Raw genomic sequence first — 19990 nt, forward strand, 5'->3', positions numbered from 1 at the left:
ATGGGCCTTAATAACCTAGACGAAATGCTGCAATAATTCATATTGCTCCGGGCGCTTCTCTTCGCAGCCGGTAAACTGATGCATCAGTCGGCCGTCCTTAAAAATAGCGATGGTGTGGGCGAGGCCGATAGCCTCCTCCAGAGAGTCGGCGATCAAAATCACGCCGCATTGCTCATCGGTGAAGTCGCGTACTAAGTCATAGACATCCTCTTTGGCACCGATATCGAGGCCGCGGGTAGGGTGGTCAAGCAGGATGATTTTCGCCTCAGCGGTCCGCCATTTCGACAGCACCACCTTTTGCTGATTGCCGCCGGAAAGCTTGCCGCATTGCGTATCAATACTGGCGGTTTTAATCGACAGCTTTTTAACCCACTCGTTTGCCAGCCTGCGCTCGTGATGGACCTGCAGCAGTCCGCCGTTGGAATAGTCCTGCAGGTTGGCGAGGGTAATATTTTCCACCACCGACATGCCTTCGACGATGCCCTCGATTTTGCGCTCGCGAGGAATATATCCCACTCCCTCGGCGATGCTGTGGGTGGGGCTAAATTTGCGTACCGCTCTGCCGTTGAGGATCACTTCTCCCCGTTCGGGCTGCATCAATCCGAAGATCGAGCGGATGATTTCTTCGGTACCCGCGCCATCGGTTCCGACCAGCGCCAGCACTTCGCCGGCGTGTAGCGACAGGGAGACGTTTTTATAATGGCCCGGCAGCGAAATATTTTTTAATTCGACTAAGGTCGTCTCTTTGTTAATTCGGTGCTTACGATGCTCGCGATAATAGCGTTCATCGATATCCCGGCCGACCATCTGGCGCTGAATATTCACCACGTCGAAGCGGTCGCGGGTGAGCATATCCATAACCTGCCCATCCTTCATCACGTAGATGCGGTCGGACAGCGCCATCACTTCATCGAGGCGATGCGAAACGAAAATAAAAGAGGCCCGGCTTTTCAGCTCCCTGACCAGCTCAAACAGCAGCTCTATCTCCTGGGCCGGCAGGACCGAAGTCGGCTCGTCGAGCAGGATAATTAAGTGGCCGCTGCTTCTCTCCTCAAGGGTTAAAACCTTCGCCAGCTCCACCAGCTGACGTTGGGTAAAGGAAAGCTCGGCGGTCATTGTTTGCGGATCGATATCCAGTTTGACTTTCGCCAGCTGCTTTCTGGCCGCCGCCGCCATTTTTTTCCAGTTGATAACGCCCAGCTTTTTAAACGGTTGTTCAAAGCCGAGGAATATATTTTCCATCACGCTGAGGTTGGAAATCAGCGACTGCTCCTGAAATACCATCCCGATACCCTGCATCATGGCGTCGCGTGGCGAGCGAAATACCACCGGCTGACCGTTAATCAGCACTTCACCTTTATCATGCTGATAGGCGCCGTAAATTATTTTCATCAGCGTCGATTTCCCGGCGCCGTTTTCGCCGACTAATCCGACAATTTCGCCGGGATTAATTTGCAGATTTATATTCTGTAAGGCCAGAACGCCCGGGAACGATTTACCAACATTTTTGAATTCAAGCATAATCGTCACTTCACTATTTGCAGACGTTTACGATTAGTGACTAATGCCACCGAGATGATAACCAGGGCGCCTAAAACCCCTTGCTGGATATAGGTCGGGAAGCCGACCAGCACCATGCCGTTGTTAATGACGTTGATAATCAGCACGCCGATCAGGCTTTGCCACACGCCGCCGTTGCCGCCCATTAAGGAGGTGCCGCCGACGACCACGGAGGTGATGGCGATAAAGGTATAACCATCGCCGAGGTTGCTGGCGACCGAGCCCAGGCGGGCGACCGCAAAGACGGCGCCCAGGCCGTAAAATACTCCGGCCAGCGCAAAGCCAAGCACGCGAATACGTTTTACCGACAGGCCGGACGCGTAGGCCAGATGCTCGCCGCCGCCGATCGCATAAAAATTACGCCCCAGCGCGGTATAGCGTTGAATAAACCAGGCAACCAGCAGGGCCGCCCCGGCGAGATAGACCATCAGCGGGAAATCAAAAATGCGCTCGGTCAGCAGTAACCGGAATACCGGGTCGGGCAGGGGAATACGCTCGCCGCCGGTCGTCACCATCGTGACGCCAATTAAGCTAAAACCGATGCCCAGGCTGACCAGGAATGAGGGGATTTTAAGCTTTACGTGAATAAGACCGTTGATTAGTCCGCAGGCTGCCGAAATAAGGATTGCGGCGGGAATCGCTAAATATCCGAGTTCGCTAAAACCGCCCAGTTTCACCATGATGATTGCCAGCATGGAGCCGCAGAAAGCCATAATGCCTTCAATGGACAGGTCGATCGAACCCATAATAATGATAAACGTCACGCCAATGGCAATCATTAACGGCGCGGCGCTGGCGGTCAGTAACCGTGAGAAATTACGCACGGATAAAAAACCGGGATAAATAACGCTGATGATGGTGCAGAGCAGCAGCAGCACCATCAGCGGCGCCCATTTGCGCAAAAAATCTTTGTAGCCTGAATGTGATGACATGTTCGACCTTCACTCATTGAATTTATAACGTCTTCATCGAGAATAAATATCTGCAGAAGGAGACAACTATAATTTGCGATACTGAATAGGCCCTTTTGACGCCTGCCAGAAATTATTCCAGTCGTTCACCGGCGTATTGACGATATTTTCCTGGTACCATTTCTGCGCGTCGTCTTTAGTTATCATGATCGTCGGACCATAAAATTCGCGATGCTCATGCGGTTCGGCGGAGGGCTTGAAGCTGCCGAGAGCCGCATGGTGCGCCAGTGAAAGCGCAATGCCTCCGGCCCAGTAGGGATCGGTGCTCACGGTGCAGAGTATTTCACCGCTGATGCACAGCTTAACGGCGTCCGGAGTGCCGTCGTAGGAAACGATCGGGATCTGTCCCGCCAGGCCTTCGGCGCGTAGAGCCTCAATAATGCCGAGTGTCATGCTGTCGTTGGAGGAGAAAATGCCTTTGATATCATCCCCGAAGCGGGTGAGCATCGTGGACATCATGTCGTTGGCTTTCGAAGTGCTCCAGTCCGCATCCTGCCAGTCCAGCAGTTTGATATCCGGGTTCTCTTTCAGCTTGTGCATCAGCCCCGCTTTGCGCTCAATCGCCGGGACGTTGGAGGCGATACCGCCCAGTCCGACAATCCCGCCTTTTTTCCCCATCGCGTCAAACAGCAGCTGCGCGCACTGCTGAGCCGGCTCGAAATCCGACCAGCTGATGTGGGCCACGTAGTTGTCGCCAAAATCCCAGGGATGCAGATCGTCGGTTTTATTCCAGATGGTGGTAATAAACGCGCCGCGCTGCTGGCAGGCGGTCACCACGGCTCGCGCGTTAGGGGCATCGTTAGGATCGCAGCCGATCGCCAGTTTCCCTTCGGTTTTGGAAAGCAGGGCTTTGATATCAGACAGCACCTTCTCGTTATTGCCGCCGTTAATCAGGCTCACCATCGTCGAGTTTTGCGTCTTCGCATAAGATTGCCCGCCGGCGGCAATCGCGTTCCAGTAGGAGTTGTCAGGGTCGCGGTAGCCCCAGGCCAGAGTGAGATTCCCCCCCTCAGCCGCCAAGGCTTTCGAGAGCGGGCTGATAAGCGGAAGCGCAGCCATGCCGCCGATGCCAAGGGCACTTTTCAGCAGGAATTCACGTCGGCTAATCACGCTTTGTTCAACGAATTTTTTAATAAATGACATAGCGATATTTCCTGTCTTTTCGGTTTACGTGGAGGAGTTTATCCCGGTGAAAAATACGCAACATGTAAATAACTAATTACTTACAAGTTGATGATATATCATTCGAGAATGAGATTGGCAATGAAGCGCTTTGGGCCGGGTTTACGTGGCTCGTTTATCGGATAGGGAGTTGCCTAGTATTTTGTTTTTTATTGTTATTTTTAAATATTTCCTTTGTGAATGAGTAAATGCTTCTCCTCGGGGGTTTTGCCTGAGAATATATCTTATCAATATGATTTATATTATCTTTTCCTCATTTTTTCTTCCCGGGCTGTTTTGCTTGCGTTTGAGATATCAGTCACAAAGATTTTGCTGGCGATCTTCACCCGTCACGCGTGGAGTACGCAGATCTCATATTTGCATATAGTAAGTAACTATTTATTTACAAATGATGAAGGGTGTAGCTATGCTTTCGGCGTATTCTCACTCCATAATGGGACAAAAAATGACCGTTAAAACACGACAGGTAGCGTTTATCACCGGTGGGGCGCGCGGCATCGGTTTTGAGATCGCCGCAAAGCTGGCGCAGGCCGGCTTCGATATTGCGCTGAATGATTATCAGGATTCTGCGGCGCTACAGGCATCCGTGGCGCGCCTAAAAGGCTGGGGCGTTAACGCCGTTGCCGTGCCCGGCGACGTGGCGGATATCAGCCTGCACGACAGGATGCTGGCGCGGGCGGAACATGAGCTAGGGCCGCTGACGACCTTCGTGAACAACGCCGGCGTGTCGGTGACCAGCCGCGGCGATCTCCTCGACGTGACGCCGGAAAGCTACGATCGCTGCCAGGCCGTTAACGCCCGCGCCACGTTCTTTCTCTGCCAGGCATTTTCCCGACGCCTGCTTGCCGGTACCCGCTCTCCCGAACTGCACTACAGCCTGATCGTCGTCTCTTCCTCGAACGCCTCGGCGGCCTCCATCAATCGCGGAGAGTACTGTGTCTCAAAAGCCGGGGCTGCGATGGTGGCGAAACTATTCGCTTCCCGTCTCGCCAGGGCGGGAGTGCAGGTGTTTGATATTCAGCCGGGACTGATTGCTACCGAAATGACGCAGCCTTCGCTGGCAATGTACCAACAGCGCGTCGATGAAGGCTTAACCCTGCTGCCGGAGCTGGGGACCCCCGCTCAGATAGGCACGATAGTAACCACTCTGGCCAGCGGCGGGATGCCCTACCTAACCGGCCAGGTGATTAGCGCCGACGGCGGAATGTTGGTTTCCCGTTTCTGATTGATAGCAGGTAAATCGCGATGAAAATAATTATTGCCCCGGACTCCTTTAAAGAGAGTCTGTCCGCCAGCGCCGTTGCCGATGCTATCGAGCGGGGTCTGCGTCGAGCCTTGCCTGGCGTGGAGTGCGTGAAGCTACCGATAGCTGACGGCGGTGAAGGGACGGTGGATGCGCTGATAAACGCGACCTCAGGCCAGCGGATCTCCGTCGCGGTAACCGGGCCGATGGGGACGCCGGTGCAGGGTTTTTTCGGCCTGCTTGGCGATGGTAAAACGGCGGTCATTGAGGTTGCCGCCGCCTGCGGCCTGCAGTGGGTAGCACCGGAAGACCGGGATCCGCTGCTCGCAACCAGCTACGGAGTCGGGGAGCTGATTAAAGCGGCGCTGGATCGCGACGTCGACAAAATCATTATCGGCCTGGGCGGCAGCGCCACCAATGAAGGGGGGATTGGTATGCTGCAGGCATTGGGCTGCCGCTGTATCACCGCCGCGGGGAAGGACGTTCCCTGGGGGGCCGGAGGGCTTGATGAGCTGGCCGATCTCGACCTCAGCGGACTGGACCCGCGATTAGCCCAGGTGGAGCTGCTGTTGGCCTGCGACGTCAACAATACGTTGCTCGGCGAGCAGGGCGCGACCGCGGTTTTTGGTCCGCAAAAAGGGGTAACCGCGCAAACGGCGGCCAGGATTGAAAGCAACCTGGCGCGGATCGCCACTATTCTCACATCCAGAACCGGGGACGATATCGCCAGCCTGAGGGGCGGCGGTGCCGCAGGCGGGATCGGCGCCACGCTGCAGGGGGTGCTGAACGCAGAGATGTCGAGCGGGATCGATATTGTGCTCAACACGCTGCATTTCGATGCGCAGGTGCGCGATGCCGATCTGGTCATTACCGGCGAGGGGCGGCTTGATGCACAGACCAGCGGCGGTAAGGGGCCTGCCGGCGTTATCAGCCGCGCTCATGCCCACGGTTGCCCCAGCATTGCGCTGGCCGGCTCGCTCGGCAGCGGATATGAAGCGCTGTATGAGCTCGGTTTAATCTCGGCGTTTTCGCTGGTCCCCGGCATTATCTCCTACGAGCGCGCCCTGCGGGAAGCCGCCGCCCTGCTGGAGTCGGCGGCGTTTAACATTGCCTCGCTCTGGCAGCAGGCTGCGAGTCAGCCGCTGCGCCGCTAAAACCGTCCTTTGAGGAAAAAGATATGAATATTCTTTATCGGCCCGAGTTTATCCGCGGTTTTGGCACCTATAAACTGCGCGGAGAACGCTTAACCACCGCCTTAGAGCATGCCTTGAGCATCGGCTATCGGGCGATCGATACCGCGCAGATGTATGAAAACGAACAGCAGATTGGGCAGGTATTAAGCCGTCATCCCGTCGCGCGCGGTGAGCTTTGCATCACGACGAAAGTCCTGCCGGCGAATTACCGCAAAGATCTGTTTATGGCTTCGGTGGCGCGCAGCCTGGCGGCGCTTAACGTTGAACAGGTGGATGTGCTGCTGCTGCATAGCCCGCCAAAGCAGGCGTTCAGCGCCACGTTGCGTTTGCTGGAGCAGGCGCAGCGGCAGGGGCTGACAAAATATATTGGCTTAAGTAACTTCTCGCCTGAGCAGATGGGGGCGGCACGCGACGAGATCGCCACGCCGCTCGTCGTCAACCAGGTCGAGTTTCACCCTCTGCTCGATCAACGCGATCTGCTGCAGGCTGCGGTAGAGACGCAGATCCCGCTATCATCGTATTGTTCGATAGCCCGGGGAGAGGTACTTAAATATCCGCTTATTCAGCGGCTGGCGGACTATTATGCCAGGACGCCGGCACAAATTATTCTGCGCTGGATTTTACAGTCGGGCATTCAGTCAAACACCATGTCATCCAACCCCGGGAGAATGGCCGAGAACTTTGCGATCCTTGATTTCACCTTGTCCCATATCGATATGCAGCAAATAGCGGAATTAAGAATCGCCAACTATCGCGTTGTGGCGCTGTAGCTCCTTTAATCAGCGGGCGCTTTGCTGATTTCGCAGACATCTGACGGTGTCTGCCTTTTCCTCCATGCCACCTCCAGGTCTCGCTGTTTTCCAGCGCCAGCTGGCGCTGGACCGCGCGTAAGGTTCGCCGACGGATCCGGCCGTGCAGGTATGTCTGCGAAGTGACGTAGCTCAAAAGAAATCATGATGACCTCCGTTTCGCGCATGGGCGGCTACGATTGTCATCAGACTACATCCTTAGCGGCATGGTTGAGCATAATACGACGGCGCGTGCGACTGCCAGCAAGGAGGAGAAGCCTGCGGGCATGCCGGGTGGCGAGGAGACTGTTCCGCCACTCGTGCCGGGGGACTCAGGAGGCGGTTCATACAGGCGGATATCCGCAATCAACGGCGCAGATACAAAAAAGCCCTGACCATTGCAGCCAGGGCTTTTAAGGAACTACTGATTTAAGGTTTAACATTCATGGACTTAATATGGGTACTACTCATGATACTGCTTTAAATGTACACGTTTATCACAGATAATATTGGGTGCTGATACTAACTAAAACCTCCCGCTATTTTCTTGTTAACCTACCCCACCATTTTCATAACGCTAAAAAATGGCACTTTAAACAAGTACATCCCCTCGCGACATATACTCTTTGATGCGTGGCTTGACTTCCGTTGCGATGATTTAACTTAACTAACGTACACAACTCAATCGCAAACAATAACTCTTAAAACATAGCCTTACATCGTCGCGCTACTTCCCCCAGATTTGCGATTAACGACTCTAACTGCATGACCTTAAAACATTACCGGTGTAAAAAATAATCTTCTTAACACCCGTAATCCCATACAACAAAATACGTAGCCTTTATCGCAAATTATAACAGCGAACTACCATTCCAGCGCTGTTAAAATCCAATCTACCGCTTTTAAAAGTACTGTCAATACTGTTTTTAAAAACATGCTTTTATTTACAGCAAATATATAGACCGAGCATTGAGTTGTGTCTCAAAACTCTCTTATTTATGGCTCAGGAAAGAGCGCCTCTGACGTATTTTCTGATGGCTAAATTAACGCCATAAAAACTTACCGGCGGTGAGCCGCTGACAATAAAAAACAGAATAACAGGGGGATCTTAGCGGCAGACTGACGTTGACAAGGGCGGAGGTCGGCGGGCTTAGTGCTCTTATCCGGCCCTCAAACTCGACAAAAACAAGAAGCCCGCTTAAGTTTCCTTAAGCGGGCTTCTTTAATATGGCTCCTCTGACTGGGATCGCCTTTGCCTGTAATTGGCTAATAAGTAAGCTAAACCTGAATCCCTATCCTGTCAAGACCGCCAAAATGACCACCAATTATCGCTGGTTACATAGAACTGATTTGAGTGGTCACGTCGCATTTGGTGACCATTACTATATCCCCCAACAAGGCCTTAATTCTGCTTCCCGTAGTGGAAAAGTACCTAGGGAAATTTGACAGTCTGTTTTTGCCAGAATGACCCTGACCCGAAATCCTGCTCCATTCAGAAACAGAATTCCGGCATGATAATGACTCCCCATCCGCTGATGTATTTTACATCGTGTTGAAACCGGGCTTCCTCCAGATGTTATGGAAGAAGAACTGGAACTATCCATGCAGCGTATAACCATGATTTTCACATGGGATAAAGCGTTGAAATATTGGACCTTCGGGGATAGAAGCACAGCGAATCAACTTTATCCCACCCAAAATGTAATAACATGAGGCGTACTACGATCTAAGAGTCGGGCATACACATACACGATCACTATCACGTTTTAGTATCATTGGTGTTGAGGTTGTAGGATCAATGTGTATGCTAATACGTAAAGGGTTGTTACTGCATTTAAGCAGGCAAAACCAGATACACGCTTCTATTTGTAGCGATATCTGGTTTTTTTATTTTCAAGGCTCAAAAAAATGAAAATAACTAAAATACTTAATAATAATGTTGTAACAGTCATAGATGAGCATCATAACGAACAGATCGTAATGGGACGTGGATTAGGATACAAAAAAAAAGTCGGAGATGAAATAAATGACATACTGATTGAAAAAGTGTTTGAACTGCGCAGCCATGAATTGATTGCTAGGTTAAGTGAATTGCTGAGTCATATTCCCCTTGAGGTGTTGACAACCGCAGATAAGATCATAAATCTGGCTCGTCAGAAACTGCCAGGCAAACTACAGGACAGCGTCTATATATCACTGACCGACCACTGCCATTTTGCCATTGAGCGTTGCCGTCAGGGAGTGGCGATACATAATGTATTGCTTTGGGATATCAAGCGGTTATATCAGAATGAATTTACCGTGGGACTGGAGGCGCTGGAGGTTATCTACCAGCGTCTGGGCGTCAGGCTGCCAGAGGATGAAGCTGGTTTTGTCGCATTGCATCTGGTGAATGCCCAACTGGACAGCCATATGCCAGAAGTCATTAAAATTACTAAGGTAATGCAGGAAATTCTTCAAATCGTCAAATATCAGTTAAACATTGAATACAATGAGAAAGCGTTGAGCTATCACCGTTTTGTCACACACCTGAAATTTTTTGCCCAGCGACTGCTGGGGCGAGACTGGGTATACAGTAGCGATGAATCTCTGCATGATGTGGTGAAGGAAAAATATTCGCTTTCGTACCGCTGTGCGGAAAAAATACAGACTCACATCGTTAATCAATACCACTACATATTGACAAAAGAGGAATTGATGTTTTTGACCATTCATATTGAACGCGTCAGAATTTAACTTATAGATCAGGAGGCTGAATAACTAAAATTTGCGCCAACTCACAAAATAATGATATGGCGTAGTTTATAAACTTGTTAGTGGATTAAAAAGCAGTATTCTGTCGCAAGATAAAATGGATTGTTACCGTATTGGGCAAAACCAGATGCGGGCAAAACCTGAATCATTTTTCTGCATGGCTGAAGCCGCAGAAAAATGGTTTGGGTTTTTTTTCGTTCCTAAAACAGTATCAGACATCCATATGTCTGGATGTCTCAGAGTAGTGACTGAGCGTGAGTTAAGGATAATTAATGAAATACAAAACATTAGCCAGTGAGATCCTTGAAGGCGTAGGCGGGACAAGCAACGTAAATAGTGTGATTCACTGTGCAACCCGGCTGCGTTTTAAGTTGAGAAATCATAAGAAAGCGGATGTGGCTGCCCTTAAAAACAATGCTGGCGTTATTATGGTGGTGGAAAGTGGTGGGCAGTTTCAGGTAGTGGTAGGGAGTCATGTTAGTGAGGTCTATCAGGATCTGCTTGCTGTATCCGGTATCAGTGAACAGTCCAGCAGTAAGGATGACGACACGGAATACGATGGTAAGGGCAAGGGAAATATCCTGTCACGTTTTATCGATATTATATCTGGTATCTTTACGCCGTTAATGGGGGTAATGGCCGCTTCCGGGTTGTTGAAAGGGTTTTTAGCCCTGTGTATGGCCTGCGGTTGGATGTCCAATAGTAGTGGTACCTATAAGCTGTTATTGGCTGCCAGCGATTCGCTGTTCTATTTCTTCCCGATTGTTCTGGGATATACTGCTGGTAAAAAGTTCGGCGGAAACGCCTTTGTTACTATGTGTATTGGTGGGGCGTTGGTCCATCCGTCGGTGCTTGAGGCTTTCAACGCCATGACGGCGGCTCATTACCAGCCGCTGCACTTCCTCGGCATTCCAATTACGTTTATCAATTATTCCTCCTCAGTTATTCCGATTATTTTCGCCTCTTGGGTATCATGCCAACTGGAAAAACCGCTGAATAAATTTCTGCACATTAATATCCGCAATTTCTTCACGCCAGCATTGTGCCTGTTGATAACTGTGCCACTAACGTTCCTGCTGATCGGGCCGGTGACGACCTGGCTGAGCCAGCAACTGGCGCATGGCTATCAACTGATTTACAGCGCCAGCCCGACTATCGCTGGTGGTTTTGGCGGTGCGATATGGCAAGTACTGGTGATTTTCGGCCTGCACTGGGGCTTTGTGCCGCTGATGATCAACAACTTCAGCGCATTGGGACATGACACTCTGATTGCTGTGCTGACTCCAGCGGTGATGGCACAGTCAGGGGCGGCGCTTGGTGTGTTCCTGCGCACTCGCGACATTAAGCTGAAAGGTATCGCTGGCTCGGCGTTTCCGGCTGGGATCTTTGGTATCACCGAACCGGCTATCTACGGTGTCAACCTGCCGCTGCGACGTCCGTTCATTCTGGGCTGTGTCGGCGGGGCTCTGGGCGGTGGTATCGCTGGCTATTTCGGCACTACCCAGTACTCCTTCGGGTTGCCCAGCATCTTCACCTTCACCCAGATCATTCCCGCCAGCGGCGTAGACATCACTGTGTGGGGCGGCATTATCGGCACAGTGGTGGCGTTCGGCTTCTCCTCGCTGGCAACCTGGCTGTTCGGTGTGAAGCAGGGAGTCGTTCTGACTGAGGCCGCTCCGCAGGCCTCTGCTGCGCCTGCGCATGCCATTCTGCGTAAACAAACCATCAACGCCCCGATTCACGGCGAAATTCTGCCGCTGGAACAGGTTAGCGACCAGACCTTTGCCAGCGGGCTGATGGGCAAAGGTATCGCCATCAAACCGCTGACCGACCGAGTGGTGTCACCAGTCAACGGCAGCGTGGCGTCGCTGTTCAAGACTTACCACGCCATCGGGCTGACCGCTGACGAAGGTGCGGAAATCCTGATTCACGTCGGCATCGACACTGTCAAGCTGGACGGACAGCACTTCACGCCGCGCGTTCAGGTAGGCGATGAGGTCAAGGTCGGTGATGTGCTGGTGGAGTTCGACCAGCAGGCCATAGAGGCCGCGGGTTATGACACCACCACACCTGTCATCATCACTAATACCGAAGATTACATTGACGTCCTGCCCGTAGCCGAAGGCACGGTACAGGAGAATGCACCGCTGCTGAAGCTGGTGCGTTGACAGAAAATAAGGGAGAGAAACAATGAGACATCGTTTTCCAGCAGCGTTTTTGTGGGGCGGCGCGGTTGCCGCCAACCAGGTGGAAGGGGCTTACGCCGACGACGGCAAGGGGCTGTCGACTTCGGACTTGACTCCGCAGGGACTACTTGGCCCGATCGTCGAGCGTACGCCAGGCGATAGCAACGTGAAAGACATCGCGATTGATTTTTATCACCGCTACCCTCAGGACATTACGCTGTTCGCTGACATGGGCTTCACCGTGCTACGCACCTCCATCGCCTGGACGCGTATTTTCCCGCAGGGCGACGAAGAGACTCCGAACGAAGCCGGGCTGGCATTTTACGATCGGCTGTTTGACGAAATGGCGAAGCACAACATTCAGCCGCTGGTGACGCTCTCTCACTACGAAATGCCCGTTGGACTGGTGAAAAAATACGGCGGCTGGGGCAATCGCCAGACTATCGAATGCTTTGAGCGCTATGCACGCGCGGCGTTCCAGCGCTTTGGCGGCAAGGTGAAATACTGGCTGACTTTCAATGAAATCAACATGTCACTGCACGAGCCATTCACTGGCTTGGGGCTGTCGCGCGACAGCTCTCTGCAGCAGATCTATCAGGCGATTCACCACCAGCTGGTAGCCAGCGCCAAGGCGGTGAAAGCCTGCCATGAGATCGTCCCTGACGCCAAAATTGGCAATATGCTGCTGGGCGGCATCCTCTACCCGCTGACCTGCAAGCCGGACGACGTGATGAAGAGCCTGATCCAGAACCGCGAATGGCAGTTCTTCGGCGATGTACAGGCGCGCGGCACTTACCCGACCTATATGACCCGGTTGTTCAAGGAGCAGGGCATTAACCTATACATCATTGATGCAGACCGGGAAGTCTTGAAGGAAACCGTTGATTTCGTGTCGTTCAGCTACTACATGAGCGGCTGCTCAAGCGCCGATGAAGCAGAGTTGGAAAAAGCACGCGGCAACATTCTGAATCTCATTCCTAACCCACACCTGAAAAGTTCGGAATGGGGCTGGCAGGTTGATCCGGTGGGGTTACGCTACCTGCTCAACGTGTTGTATGACCGCTACCAGAAGCCGCTGTTCATCGTGGAAAACGGGCTGGGGGCGAAGGATCAACTGGAAGCGGACGGCAGCATCAATGACGACTACCGCATCCAGTACCTAAATGACCATCTGGTGCAGGTGGCGGAAGCGATCGAAGACGGCGTCGAGGTGCTGGGCTACACCACCTGGGGCCCGATCGATCTGGTTAGCGCCGGAACCGGGCAGATGTCGAAGCGCTACGGCTTTATCTACGTCGATCGTGACGACGCGGGTAACGGCACGCTGGAACGTCGGTGTAAGAAGAGCTTCCACTGGTATGCGGATGTGATTAAGAGCCGGGGGAATGCATTGAAATAAAGCAGCGATTGTGGCTGTTCGTCAGCGGCGAACAGCCACAGGCGTCGTGAGACTCTAACGTTGGACGAGGCTGTTGAAGCAGTACGGGTTGCAGCAACCGACGCGGCAACAGGTGGAAAATTATTGAGGAGGAATCAACAAAACGGGTACCGTCTTTTTATGCGTTGCCGTTGACGGCCCAGAAAATATAATTCAGTTATAAAAATAGCCAGCGCAGTCATTGCGTAGGCGAAGTCGATTAATTGAATACCGGATGCAAGCTTAAAGCATCAGGCGTTCTTATTACCTCTTGTTAAAGCAATGCCCCTCTATGAGGCCATAGAAGATGGATAAAAAATATAAGTTAAAGTCGATGGTATTATTAATTTCTTCAGCTCTTGTATCCAATAGTGCTGTGGCGGCAACACTCTCTATTGAACAAAGGCTTGATTTGTTGGAGAAAGAGCTGGCGAAAAACAATCAGGAATTACAGTCCACAAAAAAAGAATTGCAAAAATATAAATCCTTATTTGAATCGCCGCCCACAGTGGTTGCCAATAATGCTGTTGCACGCAAGGAGAACAAGGTCGAATTAACTGGTCAAACTCGGGTTCCGGTCAAAGTTGCATCTGAAAATAATGCGACTGCTTCCACTTCTTCCCCTGTGAGGGATATGACGCTCGATGATCTGAGTAAATATATAAAGGATGATATTGGCTTCGAATATTCCGGTTATTTTCGCAGTGGTTGGTCCACTGGCACTCGTGGCGCGCCGAAGTCCTACGCCATCGGTTCTCTGGGACGTTTCGGGCAGGAGAACGGTGCCTGGTTTGACCTGCAGCTTTCGCAGAAAGTCTACGATGATCACAACGGTAAGGTAGCGAAAGCGGTAGTGATGCTGGATGGCAACGTTGGCCAGCAGTACAGCAGTGGCTGGTTTGACAAGGATTCGGAAAACCTGTTGCAGTTCTCCGATATCTATCTGACCACCAAAGGATTCCTGCCATTCGCGCCGGAAGCCGATTTCTGGGTGGGCAAACACGCTTTGCAGAAGTATGAAATCCAGATGTTGGACTGGAAGAGCTATCGTACCGACGCCGGTTCCGGTGTGGGAATTGAGAACTGGCAACTCGGCCCCGGCAAGCTGAACGTGTCGCTGATTCGTGAGGATATCAACGCCCACGCGGTGGATTATGCCACTTCCGGTAAGTCCCAGCAGGTGAATACCAACAGTTTTGATATTCGATATAAAGGTATTCCGCTGTGGGATAAGGCTACACTGGAAGTCTCCGGTCGATACATCACGCCTAATGAAACCGACAGCAACCATAAAAATGAAGATGACGGAAATTATTATAGTGTGAAGGATTCCTGGCTCGCCGGACTTATTCTGCGCCAGAATTTCACTGGCGGTGGATTTAATGAATTAACCTTGCAAGGCGCAAATAATTCCATGGCCAGTGGTTTTGCGCGACTTTCTGGCGCTAATCCATCCTATAGCAATAATGGTACTGGTGATTATTATGGAGAACACACTAACGGCAAAGCGTTTCGCATTATTTCTCAGGGGGAAAACTATTTACGTCCGGACGTAATAATGGCCCACGCTCTGGTCTATGCTCACGGTAACGACATTTACAGTTATGATACTGGCGCACATACCGAATTCGATACCGTGCGGGCGGTAGTGCGTCCGGCATATATCTGGAACAATAATAATCAGACCGGTGTGGAGCTGGGATGGTTCGATCAGAAAAATAAAATTGGTGGAGAGGAGTATCATGAGTCTGGTTATAAAATTACGCCTTACCATGCCATTAAGGTGAACACCAGCATTCTTACATCCCGCCCGGAAATCCGTTTCTACGGTACTTACATGAAAGTGAAAGAGAACGGTATAAGTCAGTTTGAATTTGCCGATGCGAAAAGTGATCAGTTTACTGTAGGTGTGCAGGCAGAAGTGTGGTGGAAATAAACAGGATTGCCAACAAGGACGTTGGCAATGAACTGGTCAATTGTTCTGCTTTTGCTGATAGTGTTGGGTTCTGATGACTTTCTTGATTTTAGACAAGGATACACTCTGTCTCATTAATTGCAATAGATGACGCATTACCGGCAGCGAGTGATGCAGATGCAAAGCAAAACTTTCGCAGAAATAATTCTTATTAGGACGTCCGTCACTGGAGATATTGAAACGGTGTTTAGGACAGCCACCGTTACAGACTGAGCGTACGGCGCAATTCATGCAGTCCTTGCTGATGTTTTTCAGTTTGCTCTGACCAAACGTGATGTTTTGGGGCGAATTGACTATTTTTGTGAGGTCGCCATGGTTAATATTTCCCAGCTTATGTTCGGGATAAACGAAATGGTCACAAGAGTAAATATCGCCATTCGCTTCAACGATAAGATTGCCGCCACATGTTTCGTTAATTACACAGGCGCTGGTCTGGCCGACCATTTTGGCCATGGTTTGCTCAAAATTCATCACGAATACTGTGCCTAAATCGTTCATGATCCAATGGTCAAAAATAGTATTAAGAAAATTTCCATAGGCTTTGGCGGGAACTGACCAGTCGGTGACACTGCATTGGCCGGAGAAATCAGGCTGAATGAGAGTGAGGCCATTTTCATCGGCGACTGCGGCGCGTCGTTCCACCAGCGGAATAAACTGCATATAGCGGCTGCCGATGCGCTTGAGAAAATTATAAACATCCATTGGGCGTTTAACATTCTCCGCATTAACTACCGTCAGAGTATTGAACTCGACCTGGTGACGTTTTAATGCTTCTAAACCCTTAATCACCGCATTGTATGTGCTTTTTCCGGCACGGGTCAGACGATATGTATCATTGCTGATACGGTCGCCATCAATCGACAACCCGACCAGAAAATTATTCTCTTTGAGGAAAACCGCCCATTCATCATCAATATTTGTACCATTAGTCTGGAAGGAATTATTAATGATTTTAGTCCCGCGATAATGATTCTGCAAGCGAATCGCTTCGCGGAAAAAATCAATGCCGAGTAGTGTAGGCTCTCCACCTTGCCATATAAAATCAACCACATCCGCTTTTTGCCCTTGAATATTCTTGCGAATATAATTCTCCAGCGTTATACCGTCCATTTTCCAGTGGCTTTTACGTTCGGGGTAAAGAAGCTCTTTTTCCAGATAAAAACAGTAAGAACAATCAATGTTGCATACCGAACCGGACGGTTTAGCCATTAATTGAAAATTTGCGATATGATCAGCCATCACTCACTACCTCTTTATTTTACTAATTATAAAATTCCGTGGTGTTAAATTTACAACGAAAAAAAACCATATAGCAAAAAACTATGAACTTAGTTATATGCTATATGGTTTCGCCCGTATCCGGTTACGATCCTTTTCTCGAAGATACTCATGTGTAGATGACGAGGCAATTGACGATAACCGACTTCGTGATACTTATCACGTTTTCTTTAAGGCATGTTCTCCCTAAAGTGGAATTGATGGATATCGAAGACATCGATTTTTTATGATTTAAATCACAAAATCCCTTATAAAGAGTTGAATAAAAATATGATTTTATCATGCTATTCGCTAGCGGATCGTGACTATATAAAGGCGAAACCCGGCAGTGAAGAGGAAGGTATCTCCCTCTTCACTGCCGGGTTTTTTCTTTTTCTCACCCTGCGAGTTGTTTCTAATGGTTTTTTCAATGGAGAAAATAATGCATAAGCTCACACTCAGCGCTGTGGCGCTATGTTGTGCCCAAGCGTTTGTTCCGATGTCGCATGCAGCAGAGCCTAGCCAGTCAGCTAATAACAACGTGACGGCTCAACGTCCCAACATCGTCTACATCCTGCTCGACGATCAGCGATACGACGCTTTTGGCTTCCTCAACCCGCGCATCAAAACGCCGCATATGGACGACATCGCCCATAACGGCACTTACTTCAAGAATGCATTCGTCACCACTTCGCTTTGTTCGCCCAGCCGGGCCAGCATCCTGACTGGCATGTATGCGCACAATCACGGCGTGTCGGACAATAACCCCAGCGATTTGTCAAAGCTACAGTATTTCCCGGAAGAACTGCATAAAAACGGTTATCAGACAGCCTTCTTCGGCAAATGGCATTTCGGCGGTGCGGATAAAACCGCCACAGCGGGCTTTGCTGGTTTCGACCATTGGGTCGGCTTGTTGGGGCAAGGGGATTACTACCCCATCAACATGTACGGTCAACAGGCGATGCTAAACATTGACGGCAAGCTGACGCCGCAGAAAGGCTACATCACCGATGAACTGACCGATTACACTGTGGATTGGCTGAACCACATCGACAAGAGCAAACCGTTTATGGTCTATCTATCCCACAAGGGGGTGCATGCGGATTTTTATCCATCCATCAAGTACAAAGGCAGTATGGATAAAGTGACATTCCCGTTGCCTGATACCTACGCCGATACACCGGAAAACTACAAAGGCAAGCCAATGTGGGTGAAGAACCAGCGCAACAGCTGGCATGGCGTGGATTATCCGTACAACAAAAAGATGGATATGCAGCAGTTCCAGCGTGACTATTACGAAACGCTGCGTTCGGTGGATGACAGCGTGGGCCGGGTGCAAGACTGGCTGAAACAGAACGGCCTCGACAAAAACACTATCGTAATGGTGATGGGTGACAACGGCTTTATGTTCGGCGAGCATGGACTGATCGACAAACGCACCGCGTATGAGGAGTCTATGCGCGTGCCTCTGATTGCCTCCGGCCCCGGTTTCGGCAAGGGGAAAGTAGTTGAGGACGTGGTGGCTAACATTGATATCGCACCGACGTTCCTCGACGCCGCCGGTGTAAAGAAACCTCAGAATTACGATGGTGCCAGCTTCCTGGGATTAGGCACCGACCGCGCCGACCAGCCCAAACGTAAGGACTACTTCGTCTACGAATATTTCTGGGAGTACAACTTCCCGTACACTCCGACTACCTTTGCCGTCCGTACGCCGCAGTATAAATACATCCAGTATTACGGCGTCTGGGATACTGAAGAACTATATGATATCAAGAAAGATCCGCATGAAAAACATAACCTTATCGATTCCAAAGATAAGAATCTGATCGAAACCAAAATTGCTTTACGCCAGAAACTGTACGAAGGGCTGAAGGATCACGATGGGCGCAACATCATTCCCTACAACCGCCGAACCGAAGCAGGTCAAGTCTTCCGCTATAACCAGGGCGGGCAGAAAATGGCGGACTTCCCCACCGAATGGCTGCGCGGCAACAATCCACGTGATAAATATGCAGGTCTGATCCCTGACGCATTGGATAAAGACCAAACGGTCGAGAATGTATTTGCGTCGTTTGAGAAAACTGAAGCATTGATCAAAGAGATGATGGAGAAACAGAAAAAAACTACTGAAACTTCACATTAACCAACCGCGGGGCGCGCTATATGGCGCGCCTTTGCACTGGGGTGCTTTCAAAAATACAATTTGTTGTTAACTATTACCTTATTGCAGGGGAAATGGATTTACTTAATCAAGAAAATATCAAAAATCTCATAACAGTTCAGTCGATTTATTGAAGCTACGTTTTCTTGATTTAATATAAGCATAGTTACGCAAGTGATTATTTTAATAAACACTTTGGAGCCCCGCGTTTATCACGGACACTATTTTCCAGTTCATCAAGGGTGCGGAACAGAAACATTTTGCGGTTCTTCGCGGCTTTGTTGAATAAATCAGATTCTGGATAAGCCTCCCCGTAACGGGTTGTTGCTGTCAGTCAATACGCACGCTTTCTGGCATACCTGCCTTCGTCATTTTATTCAACGCACGGACCATGGCCAGAGCCTCTGCAACCTGACCATCCCAGTCATGCAGTGTCAGTGAACTTCCGAACAACTGTTTTACCCTGTACATCGCCGTTTCGGCTATCGAACGACGGTTGTAATCGGTTGTACATTTCCACCGGGCATTGCTCCCGCTCAGACGCTGATTCGCAACGGCACGGTTGCAGTCTGCATACTCTTCAGGCCAGTAACCCGCCCCTTTGCGGGGCGGTATCAGCGCCCTGATGTTCTTGCGCTGCAGTTCATCGTGACATAACTGCGTATCGTAAGCGCCATCCGCTGCGGCTGACCTGATTTTGCGGTGGGTCTGCCGGATGAGTTCCGGGAAGGCTTCAGCGTCCGTCACATTGCTCAGCGACAGGTCAGCACAGATGATTTCGTGCGTTTTTGCATCCATAGTAAGGTGCAGTTTTCGCCAGATGCGACGGCGCTCCTTGCCATGTTTTTTGATTTTCCACTCACCATCACCGAAGACTTTGAGTCCGGTGGAATCAATCACCAGATGGGCGATTTCACCCCGGGTGGGCGTTTTAAAACTGATGTTAACTGACTTTGCCCGCTTACTGACACTGCTGTAATCCGGGCTCCGCAGTGGGACATACATCAGTGAAAAAATAGAATCAATGAAGCCCTGAGCAGCTCGCAGGGTCAGCCGGAATACGCGCTTAATCACCAGGACAGTCGTGATGGCGGGGTCAGAATAGCGCTGAGGCCTTCCCCGGGTGAAGGCGTTGCAGACTCATACCATGCCTGAATCGCTTGATCGTCCAGCCAGAAGGTGAGGGAGCCACGGTTGATAAGGGCCTTGTTGTAAGAGCGCAAGTTGGTAATTCTGAACTTCTGCTTTGCCACGGGATTACCGTGTTGTCAGGATGATACGTGATCAGAGCCTGCGATTG

The 19990-nt window shown here is 50.6% G+C and carries 12 protein-coding genes and 1 pseudogene; 8 read left to right on the forward strand and 5 right to left on the reverse strand.

Annotation, left to right across the window (positions count from 1 at the left end; genetic code table 11):
* Nucleotides 1–15 precede the first annotated feature (15 nt).
* From GO007_RS14545 to GO007_RS14555, 3 genes are all read right to left on the reverse strand, one after another.
* The gene (locus tag GO007_RS14545) at nucleotides 16–1521 is read right to left on the reverse strand and encodes a sugar ABC transporter ATP-binding protein (protein ID WP_095101371.1); all 1506 of its coding nucleotides are present in this window, start codon (nucleotides 1519–1521) and stop codon (nucleotides 16–18) included.
* A gap of 5 nt (nucleotides 1522–1526) precedes the next feature.
* Nucleotides 1527–2492 carry an ABC transporter permease gene (locus GO007_RS14550; protein ID WP_095100999.1) on the reverse strand — a complete coding sequence of 322 codons (966 nt, stop codon included), beginning with the start codon at nucleotides 2490–2492 and terminating at the stop codon, nucleotides 1527–1529.
* 66 nt (nucleotides 2493–2558) lie between these two features.
* Nucleotides 2559–3674, reverse strand: coding sequence for a sugar ABC transporter substrate-binding protein (locus GO007_RS14555; RefSeq protein WP_095101001.1), 1116 nt, complete (start codon nucleotides 3672–3674; stop codon nucleotides 2559–2561).
* A gap of 484 nt (nucleotides 3675–4158) precedes the next feature.
* Here GO007_RS14555 and GO007_RS14560 point away from each other — a divergent pair, with 484 nt between their 5' ends.
* From GO007_RS14560 to GO007_RS14590, 7 genes are all read left to right on the forward strand, one after another.
* Nucleotides 4159–4938 carry a 3-ketoacyl-ACP reductase gene (locus tag GO007_RS14560; protein ID WP_095101004.1) on the forward strand — a complete coding sequence of 260 codons (780 nt, stop codon included), beginning with the start codon at nucleotides 4159–4161 and terminating at the stop codon, nucleotides 4936–4938.
* Nucleotides 4939–4958: 20 nt separating this feature from the next.
* A complete protein-coding gene (locus tag GO007_RS14565; protein WP_095101005.1) occupies nucleotides 4959–6110 on the forward strand; it encodes a glycerate kinase in 1152 nt (383 codons plus the stop codon).
* 23 nt (nucleotides 6111–6133) lie between these two features.
* Complete coding sequence (locus tag GO007_RS14570; RefSeq protein ID WP_095101007.1) at nucleotides 6134–6919, forward strand: aldo/keto reductase; 786 nt, start codon at nucleotides 6134–6136, stop codon at nucleotides 6917–6919.
* Nucleotides 6920–8845: 1926 nt separating this feature from the next.
* Nucleotides 8846–9673 (forward strand): BglG family transcription antiterminator LicT, encoded by an 828-nt coding sequence (gene licT, locus GO007_RS14575; protein WP_095101011.1) that lies wholly within the window; start codon nucleotides 8846–8848, stop codon nucleotides 9671–9673.
* Between the two features lie 290 nt (nucleotides 9674–9963).
* Nucleotides 9964–11859 (forward strand): PTS beta-glucoside transporter subunit IIABC, encoded by a 1896-nt coding sequence (bglF, locus tag GO007_RS14580; protein ID WP_095101013.1) that lies wholly within the window; start codon nucleotides 9964–9966, stop codon nucleotides 11857–11859.
* 22 nt (nucleotides 11860–11881) lie between these two features.
* Nucleotides 11882–13276, forward strand: a complete 1395-nt coding sequence (locus tag GO007_RS14585; RefSeq protein ID WP_095101015.1) for a glycoside hydrolase family 1 protein — start codon at nucleotides 11882–11884, stop codon at nucleotides 13274–13276.
* A 325-nt stretch (nucleotides 13277–13601) separates the two neighbouring features.
* Nucleotides 13602–15230, forward strand: coding sequence for a carbohydrate porin (locus GO007_RS14590; protein WP_095101017.1), 1629 nt, complete (start codon nucleotides 13602–13604; stop codon nucleotides 15228–15230).
* 36 nt (nucleotides 15231–15266) lie between these two features.
* On the opposite strand, the gene GO007_RS14595 is transcribed toward GO007_RS14590, so the two are convergent.
* On the reverse strand, nucleotides 15267–16508 hold the full coding sequence (locus GO007_RS14595; RefSeq protein ID WP_095101019.1) for an anaerobic sulfatase maturase: 1242 nt from the start codon (nucleotides 16506–16508) through the stop codon (nucleotides 15267–15269).
* 460 nt (nucleotides 16509–16968) lie between these two features.
* On the opposite strand from GO007_RS14595, the gene GO007_RS14600 reads away from it, so the two are divergent.
* Nucleotides 16969–18672: a sulfatase family protein gene (locus tag GO007_RS14600; protein ID WP_095101021.1), complete on the forward strand. Its 1704-nt coding sequence runs from the start codon at nucleotides 16969–16971 to the stop codon at nucleotides 18670–18672.
* Nucleotides 18673–19020: 348 nt separating this feature from the next.
* On the opposite strand, the pseudogene GO007_RS14605 reads toward GO007_RS14600, so the two are convergent.
* Nucleotides 19021–19943 (reverse strand): annotated as a pseudogene (locus tag GO007_RS14605) (IS5 family transposase).
* Between the last annotated feature and the right edge of the window lie 47 nt (nucleotides 19944–19990).

The sequence above is a fragment of the Klebsiella sp. 10-1 genome (assembly GCF_009758445.1).
Classification (GTDB): Bacteria; Pseudomonadota; Gammaproteobacteria; order Enterobacterales; family Enterobacteriaceae; genus Klebsiella; species Klebsiella scottii.